The sequence below is a fragment of the Pseudomonas sp. SIMBA_041 genome, assembly GCF_046535095.1.
Lineage (GTDB): Bacteria > Pseudomonadota > Gammaproteobacteria > Pseudomonadales > Pseudomonadaceae > Aquipseudomonas > Aquipseudomonas mucoides.
In genome coordinates this window covers 670,379-683,139 of the sequence record NZ_JAWRXJ010000002.1, presented here as the reverse complement: position 1 = coordinate 683,139, position 12,761 = coordinate 670,379, and the positions used below count along the sequence as shown (strand labels likewise).

Here is a 12,761-nt window from a genome sequence, read left to right as displayed (position 1 = left end):
TCGTGTACAAGCTGAGCTTTTTTGTTCCGGCCAGTCATGTGGAGCAGGTCAAGAGTGCCGTATTCGCCGCCGGTGGCGGACGGATCGGCGCTTATGATCATTGCGCGTGGCAGGTGCTCGGCCTAGGCCAGTTTCGCCCGTTGGATGGCAGTCAGCCGTTCATTGGCGAAGCGGGGCAGGTCGAGCAGGTTGAGGAATGGAAGGTTGAGCTTGTGGTCAGCGATGAGTTGATTCGCGCGGTGGTGGTGGCTTTGAAAGAGAGCCATCCCTATGAGACGCCGGCTTATGAGGTGTGGCGGTTGGAGGATTTCTGATCTTCCTGGCTGCTGAAATGAGAAACCCGCTGAATTTGCGTTCAGCGGGTTTTTTGTTGGCTGCGATGGCGGCCTGATAGCCGACCGATCCCTACCAGATGCACCCAATCCAACTGTGGAGCTGGCTTGCCAGCGATGGCGGCCTGTCAGCCGACCAATCTCCACCAGATACACCCAATCCAATTGTGGGAGCTGGCTTGCCAGCGATGGCGGCCTGATAGCCGACCTATCTCTACCAGATGTGCCCAATCAAAAATGTGGGAGCGAGCCTGCTCGCGAAGACTGACTATCAAGCACCAACGATCTAAACCTTGGCACTCACCTCACTACGATTCACCAACACCTCCAGCGCATCACTCAAACTCGATGCCTTGTCGCCGATCAGCAGATGCCAAACGCCGCCCTCAAGTTGGCTAACCCCCTGACACCCCAGCGCCTTCAAATCACATTCCGACAACGCCTTGCCATCGGCCAGTTGCAACCGAATCCGGGTCATGGCAATGCAGTCCATCTGCAGCACATTCTCGCCTCCGCCCAAGGCATTCAGCCATTGCTGCGCCTCTGAAGTCGCCACAGCAGCAGGCTTCGGAGCATCGATTACCGCAGCCGGTGAAGACACAATCGCTCGCCCCAACGCCGGCATCGCCAAGCGAATTTCATCCGCAATGCTGTCCGCCATTGGCCCAACCACCACCTGCAAACTTCCGCCTTTCCCCGGACGCACCACCGCCATCGCCCCCAGCGCTTTCAACTCGGCATCGTTGGCTTTGTTGCGATCCACCATGTCCAGTCGCAACCGTGTCGTGCAGGCGCCCACCGTGATCAAATTCTGCGCGCCGCCCAGCGCCTTGATGTAAGCCCCGGCCCGTTCGTTCTCGGCGACCACCACCTTGTCGCCCGTCGGCACTTCTTCACGCCCCGGCGTTTTGAGATTGAAACGGCGAATACAAAAATCAAACACCACGTAGTAGATCACCGCATAAGCCAGCCCTACAGGAACCACCAACCAACCATTGGTGGATTTCCCCCAGCCGAGAATCATGTCGATGAACCCACCGGAGAAGGTGAACCCGAGGTGAATGTTCAGCGCGTTGGTGATTGCCATCGACAACCCCGTCAACAGCGCATGCAGTAAATACAGAAATGGCGCGAGGAACATGAAGGCAAATTCGATCGGCTCGGTCACGCCGGTCAGAAACGAGGTGAGGGCCATCGACAGGAAAATCCCGCCCATGACCTTGCGCCGCTCCGGCAGGGCGTTGCGGTACATCGCCAGGCAGGCGGCGGGCAGGCCGAAGATCATCATCGGGAACATGCCGGTCATGAACTGGCCGCCCTTCGGGTCGCCGGCGAAGTAGCGTGACAGGTCGCCGGTGACCATGGCGCCCGTGGTCGGGTCGGTGAAGTTGCCGAAGACGAACCATGCCATGTTGTTGAGGATGTGGTGCAGGCCGGTGACGATCAGCAGGCGGTTGAACACGCCGAAGACGAAAGCACCGAAGCTGCCGCTCTCCATCATCAAGGCGCCGAAGCTGTTGATGCCTTGCTGGATCGGTGGCCAGATCAACCCGAAGATCACGCCCAGGCCGACGGCGGCAAACCCGGTGACGATGGGCACAAAGCGCCGGCCGCCGAAGAACGCCAGATACTCCGGCAGCTTGATGTCCTTGAAGCGGTTGTACAGAGCACCGGCCATCAAGCCGCTGACGATCCCGGCGAGCATGCCCATGTTGATGTTCGCATCCAGCACCTTGAGGGTGGAGATCATCACCAGGTAACCAATCACCCCGGCCAGGCCTGCGGTGCCGTTGTTGTCCTTGGCGAAACCGACCGCGATGCCGATGGCGAAGATCATCGCCAGGTTGGCGAAGATCACTTGGCCGGCGTCGTGGATGATCGCGATGTTCAGCAAATCGGTATCGCCCAAGCGAAGTAATAACCCGGCAATCGGCAGGATCGCGATCGGCAGCATCAATGCGCGCCCGAGGCGCTGCAGGCCTTCGATGAAGTATTGGTACATGGCGGTTGTCCCTGTGCTCTTTTTATTTGAGAGTTGTAGTTGTTGTTCAGCTCAGAGGCCATTGCTGGTGGCAGGCGTGACGCACGGCCGCAGCGCTGCTCAGTTTGAGCAGGTCGTGGCTGATGCGTCGGCATTCGGCGGCGTCGAGGTGGCGCACGCGGTCTTTGATTTCGCCGATTTGCACCGGGCTCACCGACAACTCGCTGACCCCCAAGCCAATCAACACCGGCGTCGCCAGCGGGTCGGACGCGAGTGCACCGCAGACGCCAACCCAACGGTTATGCACCGCCGCGCCCGCGCAGGTCTGTGCGATCAAGCGCAGCAGCGCCGGGTGCATGGCGTCGACGCGTGAAGCGAGGCCTGCGTGGTCGCGGTCCATGGCCAGGGTGTATTGCGATAAGTCGTTGGTGCCGATGGACAGGAAATCTGCATGTTCGGCCAAGTGCTCGGCCATTAATGCGGCGGCCGGGACTTCGATCATCACCCCAAGCTCCGGGCCTTCACTCACGCCGAGCTCAGAACACAACGCCTCAAGGCGCTTGCGAATGTGCAGCAGCTCGTCGACCTCGGTGACCATCGGCAGCAGGATCCGGCAGCGCGATATCGGGCGAACATGCAGCAGTGCGCGCAGCTGCTGATCGAGCAATTCCGGGCGCACTTGAGCCAGGCGAATGCCGCGCAGGCCAAGCACCGGATTGGCCTCGACCGGCAGGGGCAGGTAATCGAGTTGCTTGTCGCCGCCGACGTCGATGGTGCGGATGATCACCGATTTGTCGCCCATCGCATCGAGCACGGCCTGATAGGCGAGGCGCTGTTCCTGTTCATCCGGCGCGGTGTTGCGATCCACGAACAGAAACTCGGTGCGCAGCAGGCCGACGCCATCGGCGCCATTGGCCAGCGCGTCGGCCGCTTCTGTGCTGGACGCGACGTTGGCGGCCACCTCAATGTGCAGTCCATCGAGCGTCAGTGCACGGGTGTACGCCTGAGACTGTTGAAGAGCGCGGCGCTGCTGATGATCGAGTTGCGCCTGACGCACGTCGGCCAGGCGTTCGGCTGTCGGTGCCAGTTCGAGACGAGCACCGTCAGCGTCCAGCACCACCGATTGACCTTGCTCAAGACTCAGCAGCGTCGAGCCCAGTGCAACCATGCAAGGCAAGCCTTTGCCACGCGCAAGAATCGCCACGTGGGAGGTCGCGCCGCCCTCGGCCATGCACAACCCGGCGACGCCTTGCTGGCTGAGTTGCAACAAGTCGGATGGGGTCAGTTCGTGCGCCGCGACAATGGCGCCCGCCGGCACGTCGTACTGCCAGGCTTCGCCGAGCAAGGCGCGCAACACGCGTTGTTTGAGGTCGCGCAAATCATTGGCTCGCTCGGCCAGCAACGGGCTGCCGAGTTGTTGCAGGACTTCGCACTGGGCGTCGATTGACTGGCTCCAGGCGTGGGTCGCGGCGGCGCCTTGGACGATGGAGGCATTCGCCGCGTCCAGCAGTGCCGGATCTTCAAGCAGCGCCAGGTGTGCCGCAAAAATCGCTTCTTCGTCGGTGTTCTTGTGCTTTTTGGCCTGGGCCAGGGTGTGCTCGATTTCGCTGCGCACGAGGATCAGCGCGGTATCGAGCGCATCTTGTTGCTGCTCGGAATCATGACCGCCGGCGTCAACCGGCAGGCTGATGGCGTGCAATCGAAACAGTGGCCCACCCACCAGACCTGGCGCGGCACAAACACCGTGCAGCACACCGGCTTCGGCCGGACGATTGCGTTGGGCAATCGGCGTTGGCGCGGCAGCGTGGCTGTCTTCGGCCAAGGCGGTGGACAGCGCGGTCAACAAAGATTGCAGCGCCGCTTCGGCGTCCACGCCCCGGCAACTGACTTGCACTTCATCCTGCTCGCCGACCGCCAGCGCCATCAGCCCGATCAGGCTGTCACAGGTCGCCGATTTACCACCGAAATGCAGCTGCGATTTGCTCTTGAAACCTTGCGCGGTCTGGCGAATCAGCGCCGCAGGACGCGCATGTAATCCTCCGCGAAAGGCGACCTGAACATGCCCGTTAACTTCGATGCCTGAGGCGTCGGTTTCGACCTGCGCTCCGCAAGCCTGCCGGCGAATGATGTGCAGCAAAGGCTCGCCGACCTTGACCGATTTCAGAGTGATCGGCCGTGCTTGAAAATCCCCGCTGTTGGTCAGGATCATCAGGCTGACCAGGCTTTTGCACTGCTGCGCAACCTTGTCCAGGTCATAGCGTAACAGCGGCTGGCCATTGCTGACCCGCGCGCCTTCCTTGACCAGCATCGAGAAGCCTTCGCCCTGCAACTCGACGGTGTCGAGGCCCAGGTGCAGCAGCAGTTCGGCGCCGTTGTCGGCGCGCAAGGTGATCGCATGACCGGTTCGGGCCACGTGCACAACGAGGCCAGCGCAAGGGGCATGAAGGGTGTCGTTCAGTGGATCGATGGCGATCCCGTCGCCCATGGCGCCGCTGGCGAACACCGGGTCCGGGACCTTGGCGAGCGTGAGCACCGGGCCGCTGAGCGGGGCGCTGAGGGTCAGCTCTTTATTGTTGTTCTGCATGGCTCGGTCTCATTAAAAAACAACAGTTCGGATCATCTCGCCCTGTAGCCGCTGTCGAGTGCAACGAGGCTGCGATCAGTTCAAAGCAGGATCAAAAGACCGCAGCCTCGTTGCGCTCGACAGCGGCTACGGGGTTATTCGTTGCCGTTCGATCAATGGGTACGCGTGACTTTGCTCAAATGACGCGGTTGGTCCGGGTCCATGCCACGAGCGACGGCCAAACCGGCAGCCATCACGTAGAAACTCTGGATCGCCAGGATCGGATCAAGGGCCGGGTGTTCGGCGCGGGTCAGGGTGAGGTCGCGTTCGGCGATGTCATCAGGCGCGGCCAGCAATACACAGGCGCCGCGTTGGCGCATGTCGGCGGCGAGGCTCAGCAAACCGGCCTGTTCGGCACCGCGTGGGGCGAAGATCAGCAATGGATAGTGTTCATCGATCAAGGCCATCGGGCCGTGGCGGACTTCGGCGCTGCTGAACGCCTCCGCCTGAATCGCCGAGGTCTCCTTGAATTTCAGCGCCGCCTCCTGGGCGATGGCGAACCCGGCGCCGCGACCGATCACCATCAAGCGTTGGCAATTGCGCAGGGCGTCGATGGCCATGCTCCAATCCTGTTGCGCGGCGTCACGCAGACCTTCCGGCAGGGCGTTGCCGGCTTCGAGCATTTCTACATCTTCTTTCCAGTGCGCGATCAGACGAGCGCTGGCGCTGAGCGTGGCGATAAAACTCTTGGTCGCGGCGACGCTGCTTTCGGTGCCGGCCAACAGCGGCAGGCTGAATTCACAGGCTGCTTCCAGTGGCGAACCTTCGGCATTGACCATGGAAATGCTCAGGGCACCACGCTTGCGCAGCAGGCGCAGGCTGTTCACCAGATCAGGACTCTGCCCGGACTGCGAGAAGGCAAACGCCACCTGGCCGCTGACCTTCAGCGGCGCTTGCTGCATGGTCACCACTGACATCGGCAACGACGCCACCGGAATGCCCAGCAGTTGCATGGTCAGGTAGGCGAAGTAACTGGCGGCATGGTCGGAGCTGCCACGGGCGACGGTCATTGCCACTTGCGGCGGCTGACGGCGCAGGCGTCCGGCGATCTCGATCATCTGCGGGTCGAGCTGTTGCAATTGGGCCTGCACGGCCTCGAACGAGGACAGCGCCTCTTCAAGCATTTTTGAAGTCAATGTCTTCTCCTTCGACCATGACGGCGGTCAGTGTGAGTGAGCGATCCAGCCGCACGCAGTCGGCCCAGCTGCCCGGTGTGAGGCGGCCGCGTTCTTCAAGGCCGAGGTAATCGGCGGGGAATTGCGAAAGGCGTTGCGAGGCCTCGGCAATCGGCAGACCGATCTTCACCAGATTGCGCAACGCTTGATCCATGGTCAGGGTGCTGCCGGCGAGGGTGCCGTCGGGCAAGCGTACGCCGCCCAGGCATTTGGTCACGGTGTGGCTGCCGAGTTTGTATTCACCGTCGGGCATGCCGGCGGCGGCGGTGGAGTCGGTCACGCAATACAGGCACGGGATCGAGCGCAGGGCCACGCGGATCGCGCCGGGGTGCACATGCAGCAGGTCCGGAATCAGCTCGGCGTATTTGGCGTGGGCCAGTGCTGCGCCGACGATGCCCGGCTCTCGGTGATGCAACGGGCTCATGGCGTTGTAGAGGTGAGTGAAACTGCTCGCACCCGCCGCCAGCGCTGCGACGCCTTCCTCGTAGCTGCCGAGGGTATGGCCGATTTGCATGCGCACGCCGCGAGCGCTGAGGGCGCGGATCAAGGCGTCATGGCCGGCGATTTCCGGGGCGATGGTGATCACGCGGATCGGCGCCAGCGCCAGATATTCTTCGACTTCGGCCATCAGCGCGGTGTGGGCGAAATTCGGTTGGGCGCCGAGTTTGCCAGGGTTGATGTACGGGCCTTCGAGGTGCACGCCGAGTACCCGGGCGCTGCCTTTCGGGCGCGTCTCGCAGAACTCGCCGACCGCTTTGAGCACGCTGGAAATCTCTGCGCTGGGCGCAGTCATGGTGGTCGCCAGTAGCGACGTGGTGCCGAAACGCACGTGGGTTTTGGTGATGGTTTCGAAGGCCGTGGCGCCTTCCATGATGTCTTTGCCGCCGCCACCGTGCACATGCAGGTCGATGAAACCCGGCAGCAGATAAGGCAGGTCGTTATCTGCCGGATCGCACGGTTGGCCTTCGATCGACACGACCTTGCCGTGTTGGTGAATCAGCCGGCCGCGAACCCAGCCGTGGGCGGTGAGGATGTTGTCTTCGGACATTTCGGTTCTCGGTCTTGGTGACGCAGTTCTTTATCGACGAAGCTCTGCGACAAAGTCGTAGTAATCGTTGCGGCAATAGGTGTCGGTGACTTCGATGGGGGTGTTGTCTTCCAGGTAACCGACCCGCGTCATCAACAACATGGCGGTGCCAGGGGCGATGCCGACCAGGGCGGCGAATTCGTCCGAGGCGTTGATCGCCTGGATGTGTTGCAGCGCGCGCACGACCGGTTTACCAATGCCGTCGAGGTATTCGTAGAGGGAGTCGCCCACGGCCTGCGGTTTGGGAATGATCGAGGCGGGCAGGGTGCTCATCTCGATCGCCATCACGGTGTCGTCGGCTTTGCGCAGGCGTTTGAGACGCGCGACCTTGTCGTTGGGCGACAGACCGAGGCGGATCAGTTCTTCGTGGGTCGGCGGGGTGATTTCACGTTCCAGCCATTGCGACCCCGGAACGAAGCCCTTGAGCCGGAGCATTTCGCTGAAACCCGAAAGACGCGACAGCGGTTGTTCCTGGCGTGGGGTAATGAACGTGCCGGAACCCTGGTGGCGGCGGATCAGGCCTTGCTCGAACAACACTTCCAGCGCCTTGCGTGCGGTGACGCGGGAGATGCCGAGCCTTTCGCTGAGGCTTCGCTCCGACGGCATGGCCTGTTCGGCTTTCCACTGGCCGGCATGGATGGCCGCTTCCAGATTGCGCGCCAGTTGCAGGTACAACGGCGTGGGTTGGGTGTCGTCGGGGCGCAGGGCCTGGAGATCGTTCATGGCAGGAGTCCGGGGCGGATATTGGAATGTTGTCGCCCGTGAATGGGCTGAAAATTAATACCACTTAAATACCATGTCAATGCCAGTACTTGGCTGTGGGCGTGGAAAAACCTGCCCTGATAGGCGGACTTATAGGCGGGTGGATTGAAGTGGTATTAACGAGGGGGCTTTTGAACGCAAAGATCGCAGTCTGTGGTGACGCTTGCGCGGGGAATTGGTATCACCCCGGCAGGCGTTGTCTCAGGCTGCGATCTTTTGAGATTATTTTTTGCTGGCGACCGAAGGTAGCCGTTTGTGGCGAGGGGGGCGGAGTTTACGGGCGGATTTCGATCATCGTGCCGTCCGGTACCAGGTTCCAGACTTCGCGCATGTCCATGTTGCGCATGGCGATGCAGCCGTCGGTCCAGTCCAGGGTGTGGAACAGGTCTTCAGGGGTATCTTCCGTGTCCGGGGTGCCGTGGATCATGATCATGCCACCGGGATCGACACCTTCACGCCGCGAACGGGCGGAGTCGCTGATGTTCGGGTAGGAGATGTGCATCGCCAGATTGAAGCGGTCGCTGACTTTGCGCCAGTCCACCCAATAGAGGCCTTCTGGCGTGCGTTTATCGCCCTCCATCAGCTTCGGCCCCTTGGGATGTTTGCCCAGGGAAATGCGATAGGTCTTGAGCGGCTTGCCGCCATTGATCAATTGCAATTGGTGGGCGGACTTGAGAATCAGGACTTTTTCGATGGCTTTGCCGTCCAGGGTTTCCGCTACGGAAGCCTGCGACATTGCGACGAACGACAAACAGAACACGGCAAGCAACCAGCGCATTGAAACGATATCCCTAGAGGTGTCGGCTATTTTAGTTATAGATGTTTTAAGTGATGGCAGGCTGAGCAAGTGGCGGGATCGACTCGGACCGCACAGGGTAGTCCTCGGTCCGCCGGTCAGCGAAGAAGCATTCTAAGGTACGACCCACGGTGCGGAAAGCCAGGTCGGACCAAGGGATGTCGGCTTCTTCGAAAAGCTGCACTTCCAGGCTCTCGGGGCCGGCTGAAAAGTCCAGGTCCGCAAGCTCGGCACGAAAGAACACATGCACCTGACTGATGTGCGGCACGTCGATCAGCGTATAGATGCTCAGGTTGCGTACCCGGGCGCAGGCTTCTTCGGCCGTCTCACGAATGGCCGCCTGCTCGATGGTTTCGCCGTTTTCCATGAAACCGGCCGGCAGGGTCCAGTAACCGCGCCGTGGCTCGATGGCGCGTCGACACAGCAACACCTTCGAACCCCAGGTCGCGACACAGCCGGCGACGATATTGGGGTTCTGGTAATGAATCGTATCGCAGCTGTCACAGACAAACCGCAGGCGTGAATCGCCTTCGGGAATGCGCTGGGTCACCGGGTTGCCGCACTGACTGCAAAATTTCATGCTTGGGTTCCTGAATGCTGCGCCTATCTTGGCGTGCGGCGGTGTCTGTCGGCAAGTTGTCGTTTAGCGACATGCCGTGTTTATGGGGTTGGGCGGTCGGTTCGATTGGTGCATGATGCAGGGTAAGGCACAGATCGAGAGCACTCATGCTGGACGAGCTACTTCATCGGGTAAGCAACCACACGCCGACAACGCTGGAAACCGATAAACGTTTCCCCGAAGCCGCGGTTCTGGTGCCCATCACTCGCAGTGATGAACCGGAACTGTTGTTGACCCTGCGCGCCAGCGGGCTCTCGACCCATGGCGGCGAAGTCGCCTTCCCCGGCGGACGCCGAGACCCCGAAGACCCGGACCTGATTTTCACCGCGCTCCGTGAAGCCGAAGAAGAAATCGGCCTGCCGCCGGGCCTGGTCGAAGTCATCGGCCCGCTCAGCCCGCTGATCTCCCTGCACGGCATCAAGGTCACGCCCTATGTCGGCGTGATTCCGGACTTCGTCGAGTACCGGGCCAACGATGCCGAGATCGCCGCGGTGTTCAGCGTGCCGCTCGAATTCTTCCGTAAAGATCCACGCGAACACACCCACCGCATCGATTACCAGGGCCGTAGCTGGTACGTGCCGAGTTATCGTTATGGCGAATACAAGATCTGGGGCCTGACGGCGATTATGATCGTCGAGTTGATCAACCTGCTCTATGACGCCAAAATCAGCCTGCATCAACCGCCCAAGAGTTTTATCAACACCTGAAGCCATCGTTCGTATGGCGTGAACCGAGCCTGCCAGGCCTTGAGGACAACAAGATGAAATATCGCCTGGGCGACGCCCGCGTCGAAACCCATCCGCAGAGCTGGGTCGCACCCAATGCCGTGCTGGTGGGCAAGGTCAAACTGGAGGAGGGCGCCAACGTCTGGTTCAACGCCGTGCTGCGCGGCGACAACGAACTGATCCTGATCGGCAAGAACAGTAACGTCCAGGACGGCACCGTGATGCACACTGACATGGGCTACCCGCTGACCATCGGCACCGGCGTGACCATCGGCCACAACGCCATGCTGCATGGCTGCACCGTGGGCGATTACAGCTTGATCGGTATTAATGCGGTCATTTTGAACGGCGCGAAGATTGGCAAGAACTGCATCATCGGCGCCAATTCGCTGATCGGCGAAGGCAAGGAAATCCCGGACGGTTCGCTGGTCATGGGGTCGCCGGGCAAAGTGGTGCGGGAATTGACCGAGCCGCAGAAAAAGATGCTCGAGGCCAGCGCCGCCCACTATGTGCATAACTCGCAGCGCTACGCCCGCGATCTGGCCGAGCAGGAAGAATGAGCGCCACAGAACGGCCGGTTCTATCGCCCTGCGTGAATATTTGCGCGTTGGACGACGATGACATTTGCACCGGGTGTCAGCGCACGGTGGAAGAGATCACCCGCTGGAGCCGAATGACCAACGACGAGCGCCGCGCGGTGTTGGGGTTGTGTCATGAGCGGGCCAAATCCAGCGGCCTGCTCTGGATGATCGGCAAAACCCCAGACCTGTAGCAGCCTTCGGCCGCTGCTACAGGGTTTGAGTCGGGTTTGGTAGTTGGGCAGGGCTGAAGTAATCTGTGCGCCAAATTGACAGGTATCCCCACGCCCCATGCTCTTCCTGATCGCCTACATCTGCAGCGTCGTGCTGATCAACTACGCCTTTTCCACTGCCCCGCACCTCGACATTATCTGGTCGGCCTGGGGTGGGCTGGTGTTCGTGCTGCGCGACATGGTGCAAACCCGCTTCGGCCACGGCGCCATCGCCGCGATGCTGGCCGCGCTGGTGCTGTCCTACGTCACTTCCGATCCGTCCATCGCATTGGCCAGCGCCACGGCATTCGCGGTGTCCGAGTGCATCGACTGGCTGGTGTTCAGCATCACCAAGCGCCCGCTGCACGATCGCCTGTGGATAAGTTCGGCGCTGAGCATTCCTCTCGATACCTTCATCTTCTTCGGCATGATCGACGCCTTCACCCCGGGCGTGATCCTCACCGCCATGGGCTCGAAGTTCGCCGGCGCGACCGCCGTGTGGCTGATCATGGCCTGGCGCTTGCGCAAACAGGCCGTCGTCAGCTGAAGCCAAAGCCTTCGGTTCATGTAAAATGCCGCGCTTTCTCCCCATGGGAAGCGCGCCAGGCGCCGCATCCCTCGATGATCCGCTTCTTGAGGACCTGAGATGACCCGTATCGGAACTCCATTGTCGCCAACCGCGACCCGCGTATTGCTGTGTGGCTGTGGTGAGTTGGGCAAGGAAGTGGTGATCGAGCTGCAACGCCTGGGCGTTGAAGTGATTGCCGTGGATCGCTACGCCAACGCGCCGGCCATGCAAGTCGCCCATCGCAGCCACGTGATCAACATGCTCGACGGTGCTGCCCTGCGTGCCGTGATCGAAGCCGAGAAGCCGCACTTCATCGTGCCGGAAATCGAAGCCATCGCCACCGCCACCCTGGTTGAACTGGAAGCCGAAGGCTTCAACGTGATCCCGACCGCGCGCGCCGCGCAACTGACCATGAACCGCGAAGGCATCCGCCGCCTGGCCGCCGAAGAGCTGGACCTGCCGACCTCGCCGTACCACTTTGCAGACACCTTCGAGGACTACAGCAAAGCCGTTGAAGACCTCGGCTTCCCGTGCGTAGTCAAGCCAGTGATGAGCTCGTCGGGCAAGGGTCAGAGCCTGTTGCGCAGCGCCGATGACGTCAAAACCGCGTGGGACTACGCGCAAGAAGGCGGTCGTGCCGGCAAAGGTCGCGTGATCGTCGAAGGCTTCATCGACTTCGACTACGAAATTACCCTGCTGACCGTACGCCATGTCGGCGGCACCACGTTCTGCGCGCCGGTCGGTCACCGTCAGGAGAAGGGCGACTATCAGGAATCCTGGCAGCCGCAAGCCATGAGCCCGGTTGCCTTGGCTGAGTCCGAGCGCGTTGCCAAAGCCGTGACCGAAGCCTTGGGTGGTCGTGGGCTGTTTGGCGTTGAATTGTTCATCAAAGGGGATCAGGTGTGGTTCAGCGAAGTCTCGCCGCGTCCGCATGACACCGGCCTGGTGACCCTGATTTCCCAGGACCTGTCGCAATTCGCGCTGCACGCGCGGGCAATTCTGGGCCTGCCGATCCCGTTGATCCGTCAGTTCGGGCCTTCGGCTTCGGCGGTGATTCTGGTGGAGGGGCAATCGACCCAGACCGCTTTCGCTAACCTGGGTGCGGCATTGAGCGAGCCGGACACGGCGTTGCGTTTGTTCGGCAAGCCTGAAGTGAATGGTCAGCGCCGGATGGGTGTGGCGTTGGCGCGGGATGAGTCGATTGAATTGGCTCGGGCTAAAGCGACCCGTGCTGCTCAGGCTGTTGTTGTAGAGCTGTAACCGAGGCGCGACTATCGCGAGCAAGCTCGGCGCCTACAGGGAA

At 61.3% G+C, this 12,761-nt stretch carries 13 protein-coding genes; 6 read left to right on the top strand and 7 right to left on the bottom strand.

Features of this window, described 5'->3' with window-relative positions; genetic code table 11:
* Positions 1–2: 2 nt before the first annotated feature.
* Complete coding sequence (locus tag SB725_RS06865; protein ID WP_059181570.1) at positions 3–314, top strand: YqfO family protein; 312 nt, start codon at positions 3–5, stop codon at positions 312–314.
* Between the two features lie 304 nt (positions 315–618).
* Here SB725_RS06865 and nagE read toward each other — a convergent pair whose 3' ends face one another.
* From nagE to SB725_RS06830, 7 genes are all read right to left on the bottom strand, one after another.
* Positions 619–2,334, bottom strand: coding sequence for an N-acetylglucosamine-specific PTS transporter subunit IIBC (nagE, locus tag SB725_RS06860; protein WP_410921463.1), 1,716 nt, complete (start codon positions 2,332–2,334; stop codon positions 619–621).
* Positions 2,335–2,380: 46 nt separating this feature from the next.
* Positions 2,381–4,897: a phosphoenolpyruvate--protein phosphotransferase gene (ptsP, locus tag SB725_RS06855; RefSeq protein WP_410921462.1), complete on the bottom strand. Its 2,517-nt coding sequence runs from the start codon at positions 4,895–4,897 to the stop codon at positions 2,381–2,383.
* Positions 4,898–5,049: 152 nt separating this feature from the next.
* Positions 5,050–6,072, bottom strand: a complete 1,023-nt coding sequence (locus SB725_RS06850) for an SIS domain-containing protein (RefSeq protein ID WP_410921461.1) — start codon at positions 6,070–6,072, stop codon at positions 5,050–5,052.
* Positions 6,053–7,159: an N-acetylglucosamine-6-phosphate deacetylase gene (gene nagA, locus SB725_RS06845; RefSeq protein ID WP_194939946.1), complete on the bottom strand. Its 1,107-nt coding sequence runs from the start codon at positions 7,157–7,159 to the stop codon at positions 6,053–6,055. The genes SB725_RS06850 and nagA overlap by 20 nt, the downstream gene beginning before the upstream one ends.
* A gap of 30 nt (positions 7,160–7,189) precedes the next feature.
* Positions 7,190–7,921: a GntR family transcriptional regulator gene (locus tag SB725_RS06840; protein WP_410921460.1), complete on the bottom strand. Its 732-nt coding sequence runs from the start codon at positions 7,919–7,921 to the stop codon at positions 7,190–7,192.
* A gap of 313 nt (positions 7,922–8,234) precedes the next feature.
* The gene (locus SB725_RS06835) at positions 8,235–8,738 is read right to left on the bottom strand and encodes a murein L,D-transpeptidase family protein (protein WP_027924897.1); all 504 of its coding nucleotides are present in this window, start codon (positions 8,736–8,738) and stop codon (positions 8,235–8,237) included.
* A 46-nt stretch (positions 8,739–8,784) separates the two neighbouring features.
* A complete protein-coding gene (locus tag SB725_RS06830) occupies positions 8,785–9,336 on the bottom strand; it encodes an NUDIX hydrolase (RefSeq protein ID WP_027924898.1) in 552 nt (183 codons plus the stop codon).
* A gap of 146 nt (positions 9,337–9,482) precedes the next feature.
* On the opposite strand from SB725_RS06830, the gene SB725_RS06825 reads away from it, so the two are divergent.
* The 5 genes from SB725_RS06825 (at position 9,483) to purT (ending at position 12,718) form a co-directional block, all read left to right on the top strand.
* Positions 9,483–10,082 carry a CoA pyrophosphatase gene (locus tag SB725_RS06825; RefSeq protein WP_027924899.1) on the top strand — a complete coding sequence of 200 codons (600 nt, stop codon included), beginning with the start codon at positions 9,483–9,485 and terminating at the stop codon, positions 10,080–10,082.
* Between the two features lie 53 nt (positions 10,083–10,135).
* Positions 10,136–10,660, top strand: coding sequence for a gamma carbonic anhydrase family protein (locus tag SB725_RS06820; RefSeq protein ID WP_027924900.1), 525 nt, complete (start codon positions 10,136–10,138; stop codon positions 10,658–10,660).
* Positions 10,657–10,872, top strand: a complete 216-nt coding sequence (locus SB725_RS06815; RefSeq protein ID WP_027924901.1) for a DUF1289 domain-containing protein — start codon at positions 10,657–10,659, stop codon at positions 10,870–10,872. The genes SB725_RS06820 and SB725_RS06815 overlap by 4 nt, the downstream gene beginning before the upstream one ends.
* 97 nt (positions 10,873–10,969) lie before the next feature.
* Positions 10,970–11,437 carry a preQ0 transporter gene (locus tag SB725_RS06810; protein ID WP_410921459.1) on the top strand — a complete coding sequence of 156 codons (468 nt, stop codon included), beginning with the start codon at positions 10,970–10,972 and terminating at the stop codon, positions 11,435–11,437.
* Positions 11,438–11,536: 99 nt separating this feature from the next.
* The gene (gene purT / locus SB725_RS06805; RefSeq protein WP_027924903.1) at positions 11,537–12,718 is read left to right on the top strand and encodes a formate-dependent phosphoribosylglycinamide formyltransferase; all 1,182 of its coding nucleotides are present in this window, start codon (positions 11,537–11,539) and stop codon (positions 12,716–12,718) included.
* The last annotated feature ends 43 nt before the right edge of the window (positions 12,719–12,761 follow it).

Excerpts from the sequence above, each read along its gene's own strand:
- nagE (WP_410921463.1), bottom strand. The coding sequence starts at position 2,334 with ATGTACCAATACTTCATCGAAGGCCTGCAGCGCCTCGGGCGCGCATTG.
- ptsP (WP_410921462.1), bottom strand. The coding sequence starts at position 4,897 with ATGCAGAACAACAATAAAGAGCTGACCCTCAGCGCCCCGCTCAGCGGC.
- nagA (WP_194939946.1), bottom strand. The coding sequence starts at position 7,159 with ATGTCCGAAGACAACATCCTCACCGCCCACGGCTGGGTTCGCGGCCGG.
- SB725_RS06840 (WP_410921460.1), bottom strand. The coding sequence starts at position 7,921 with ATGAACGATCTCCAGGCCCTGCGCCCCGACGACACCCAACCCACGCCG.
- SB725_RS06835 (WP_027924897.1), bottom strand. The coding sequence starts at position 8,738 with ATGCGCTGGTTGCTTGCCGTGTTCTGTTTGTCGTTCGTCGCAATGTCG.
- SB725_RS06830 (WP_027924898.1), bottom strand. The coding sequence starts at position 9,336 with ATGAAATTTTGCAGTCAGTGCGGCAACCCGGTGACCCAGCGCATTCCC.
- SB725_RS06825 (WP_027924899.1), top strand. The coding sequence starts at position 9,483 with ATGCTGGACGAGCTACTTCATCGGGTAAGCAACCACACGCCGACAACG.
- SB725_RS06820 (WP_027924900.1), top strand. The coding sequence starts at position 10,136 with ATGAAATATCGCCTGGGCGACGCCCGCGTCGAAACCCATCCGCAGAGC.
- SB725_RS06815 (WP_027924901.1), top strand. The coding sequence starts at position 10,657 with ATGAGCGCCACAGAACGGCCGGTTCTATCGCCCTGCGTGAATATTTGC.
- SB725_RS06810 (WP_410921459.1), top strand. The coding sequence starts at position 10,970 with ATGCTCTTCCTGATCGCCTACATCTGCAGCGTCGTGCTGATCAACTAC.
- purT (WP_027924903.1), top strand. The coding sequence starts at position 11,537 with ATGACCCGTATCGGAACTCCATTGTCGCCAACCGCGACCCGCGTATTG.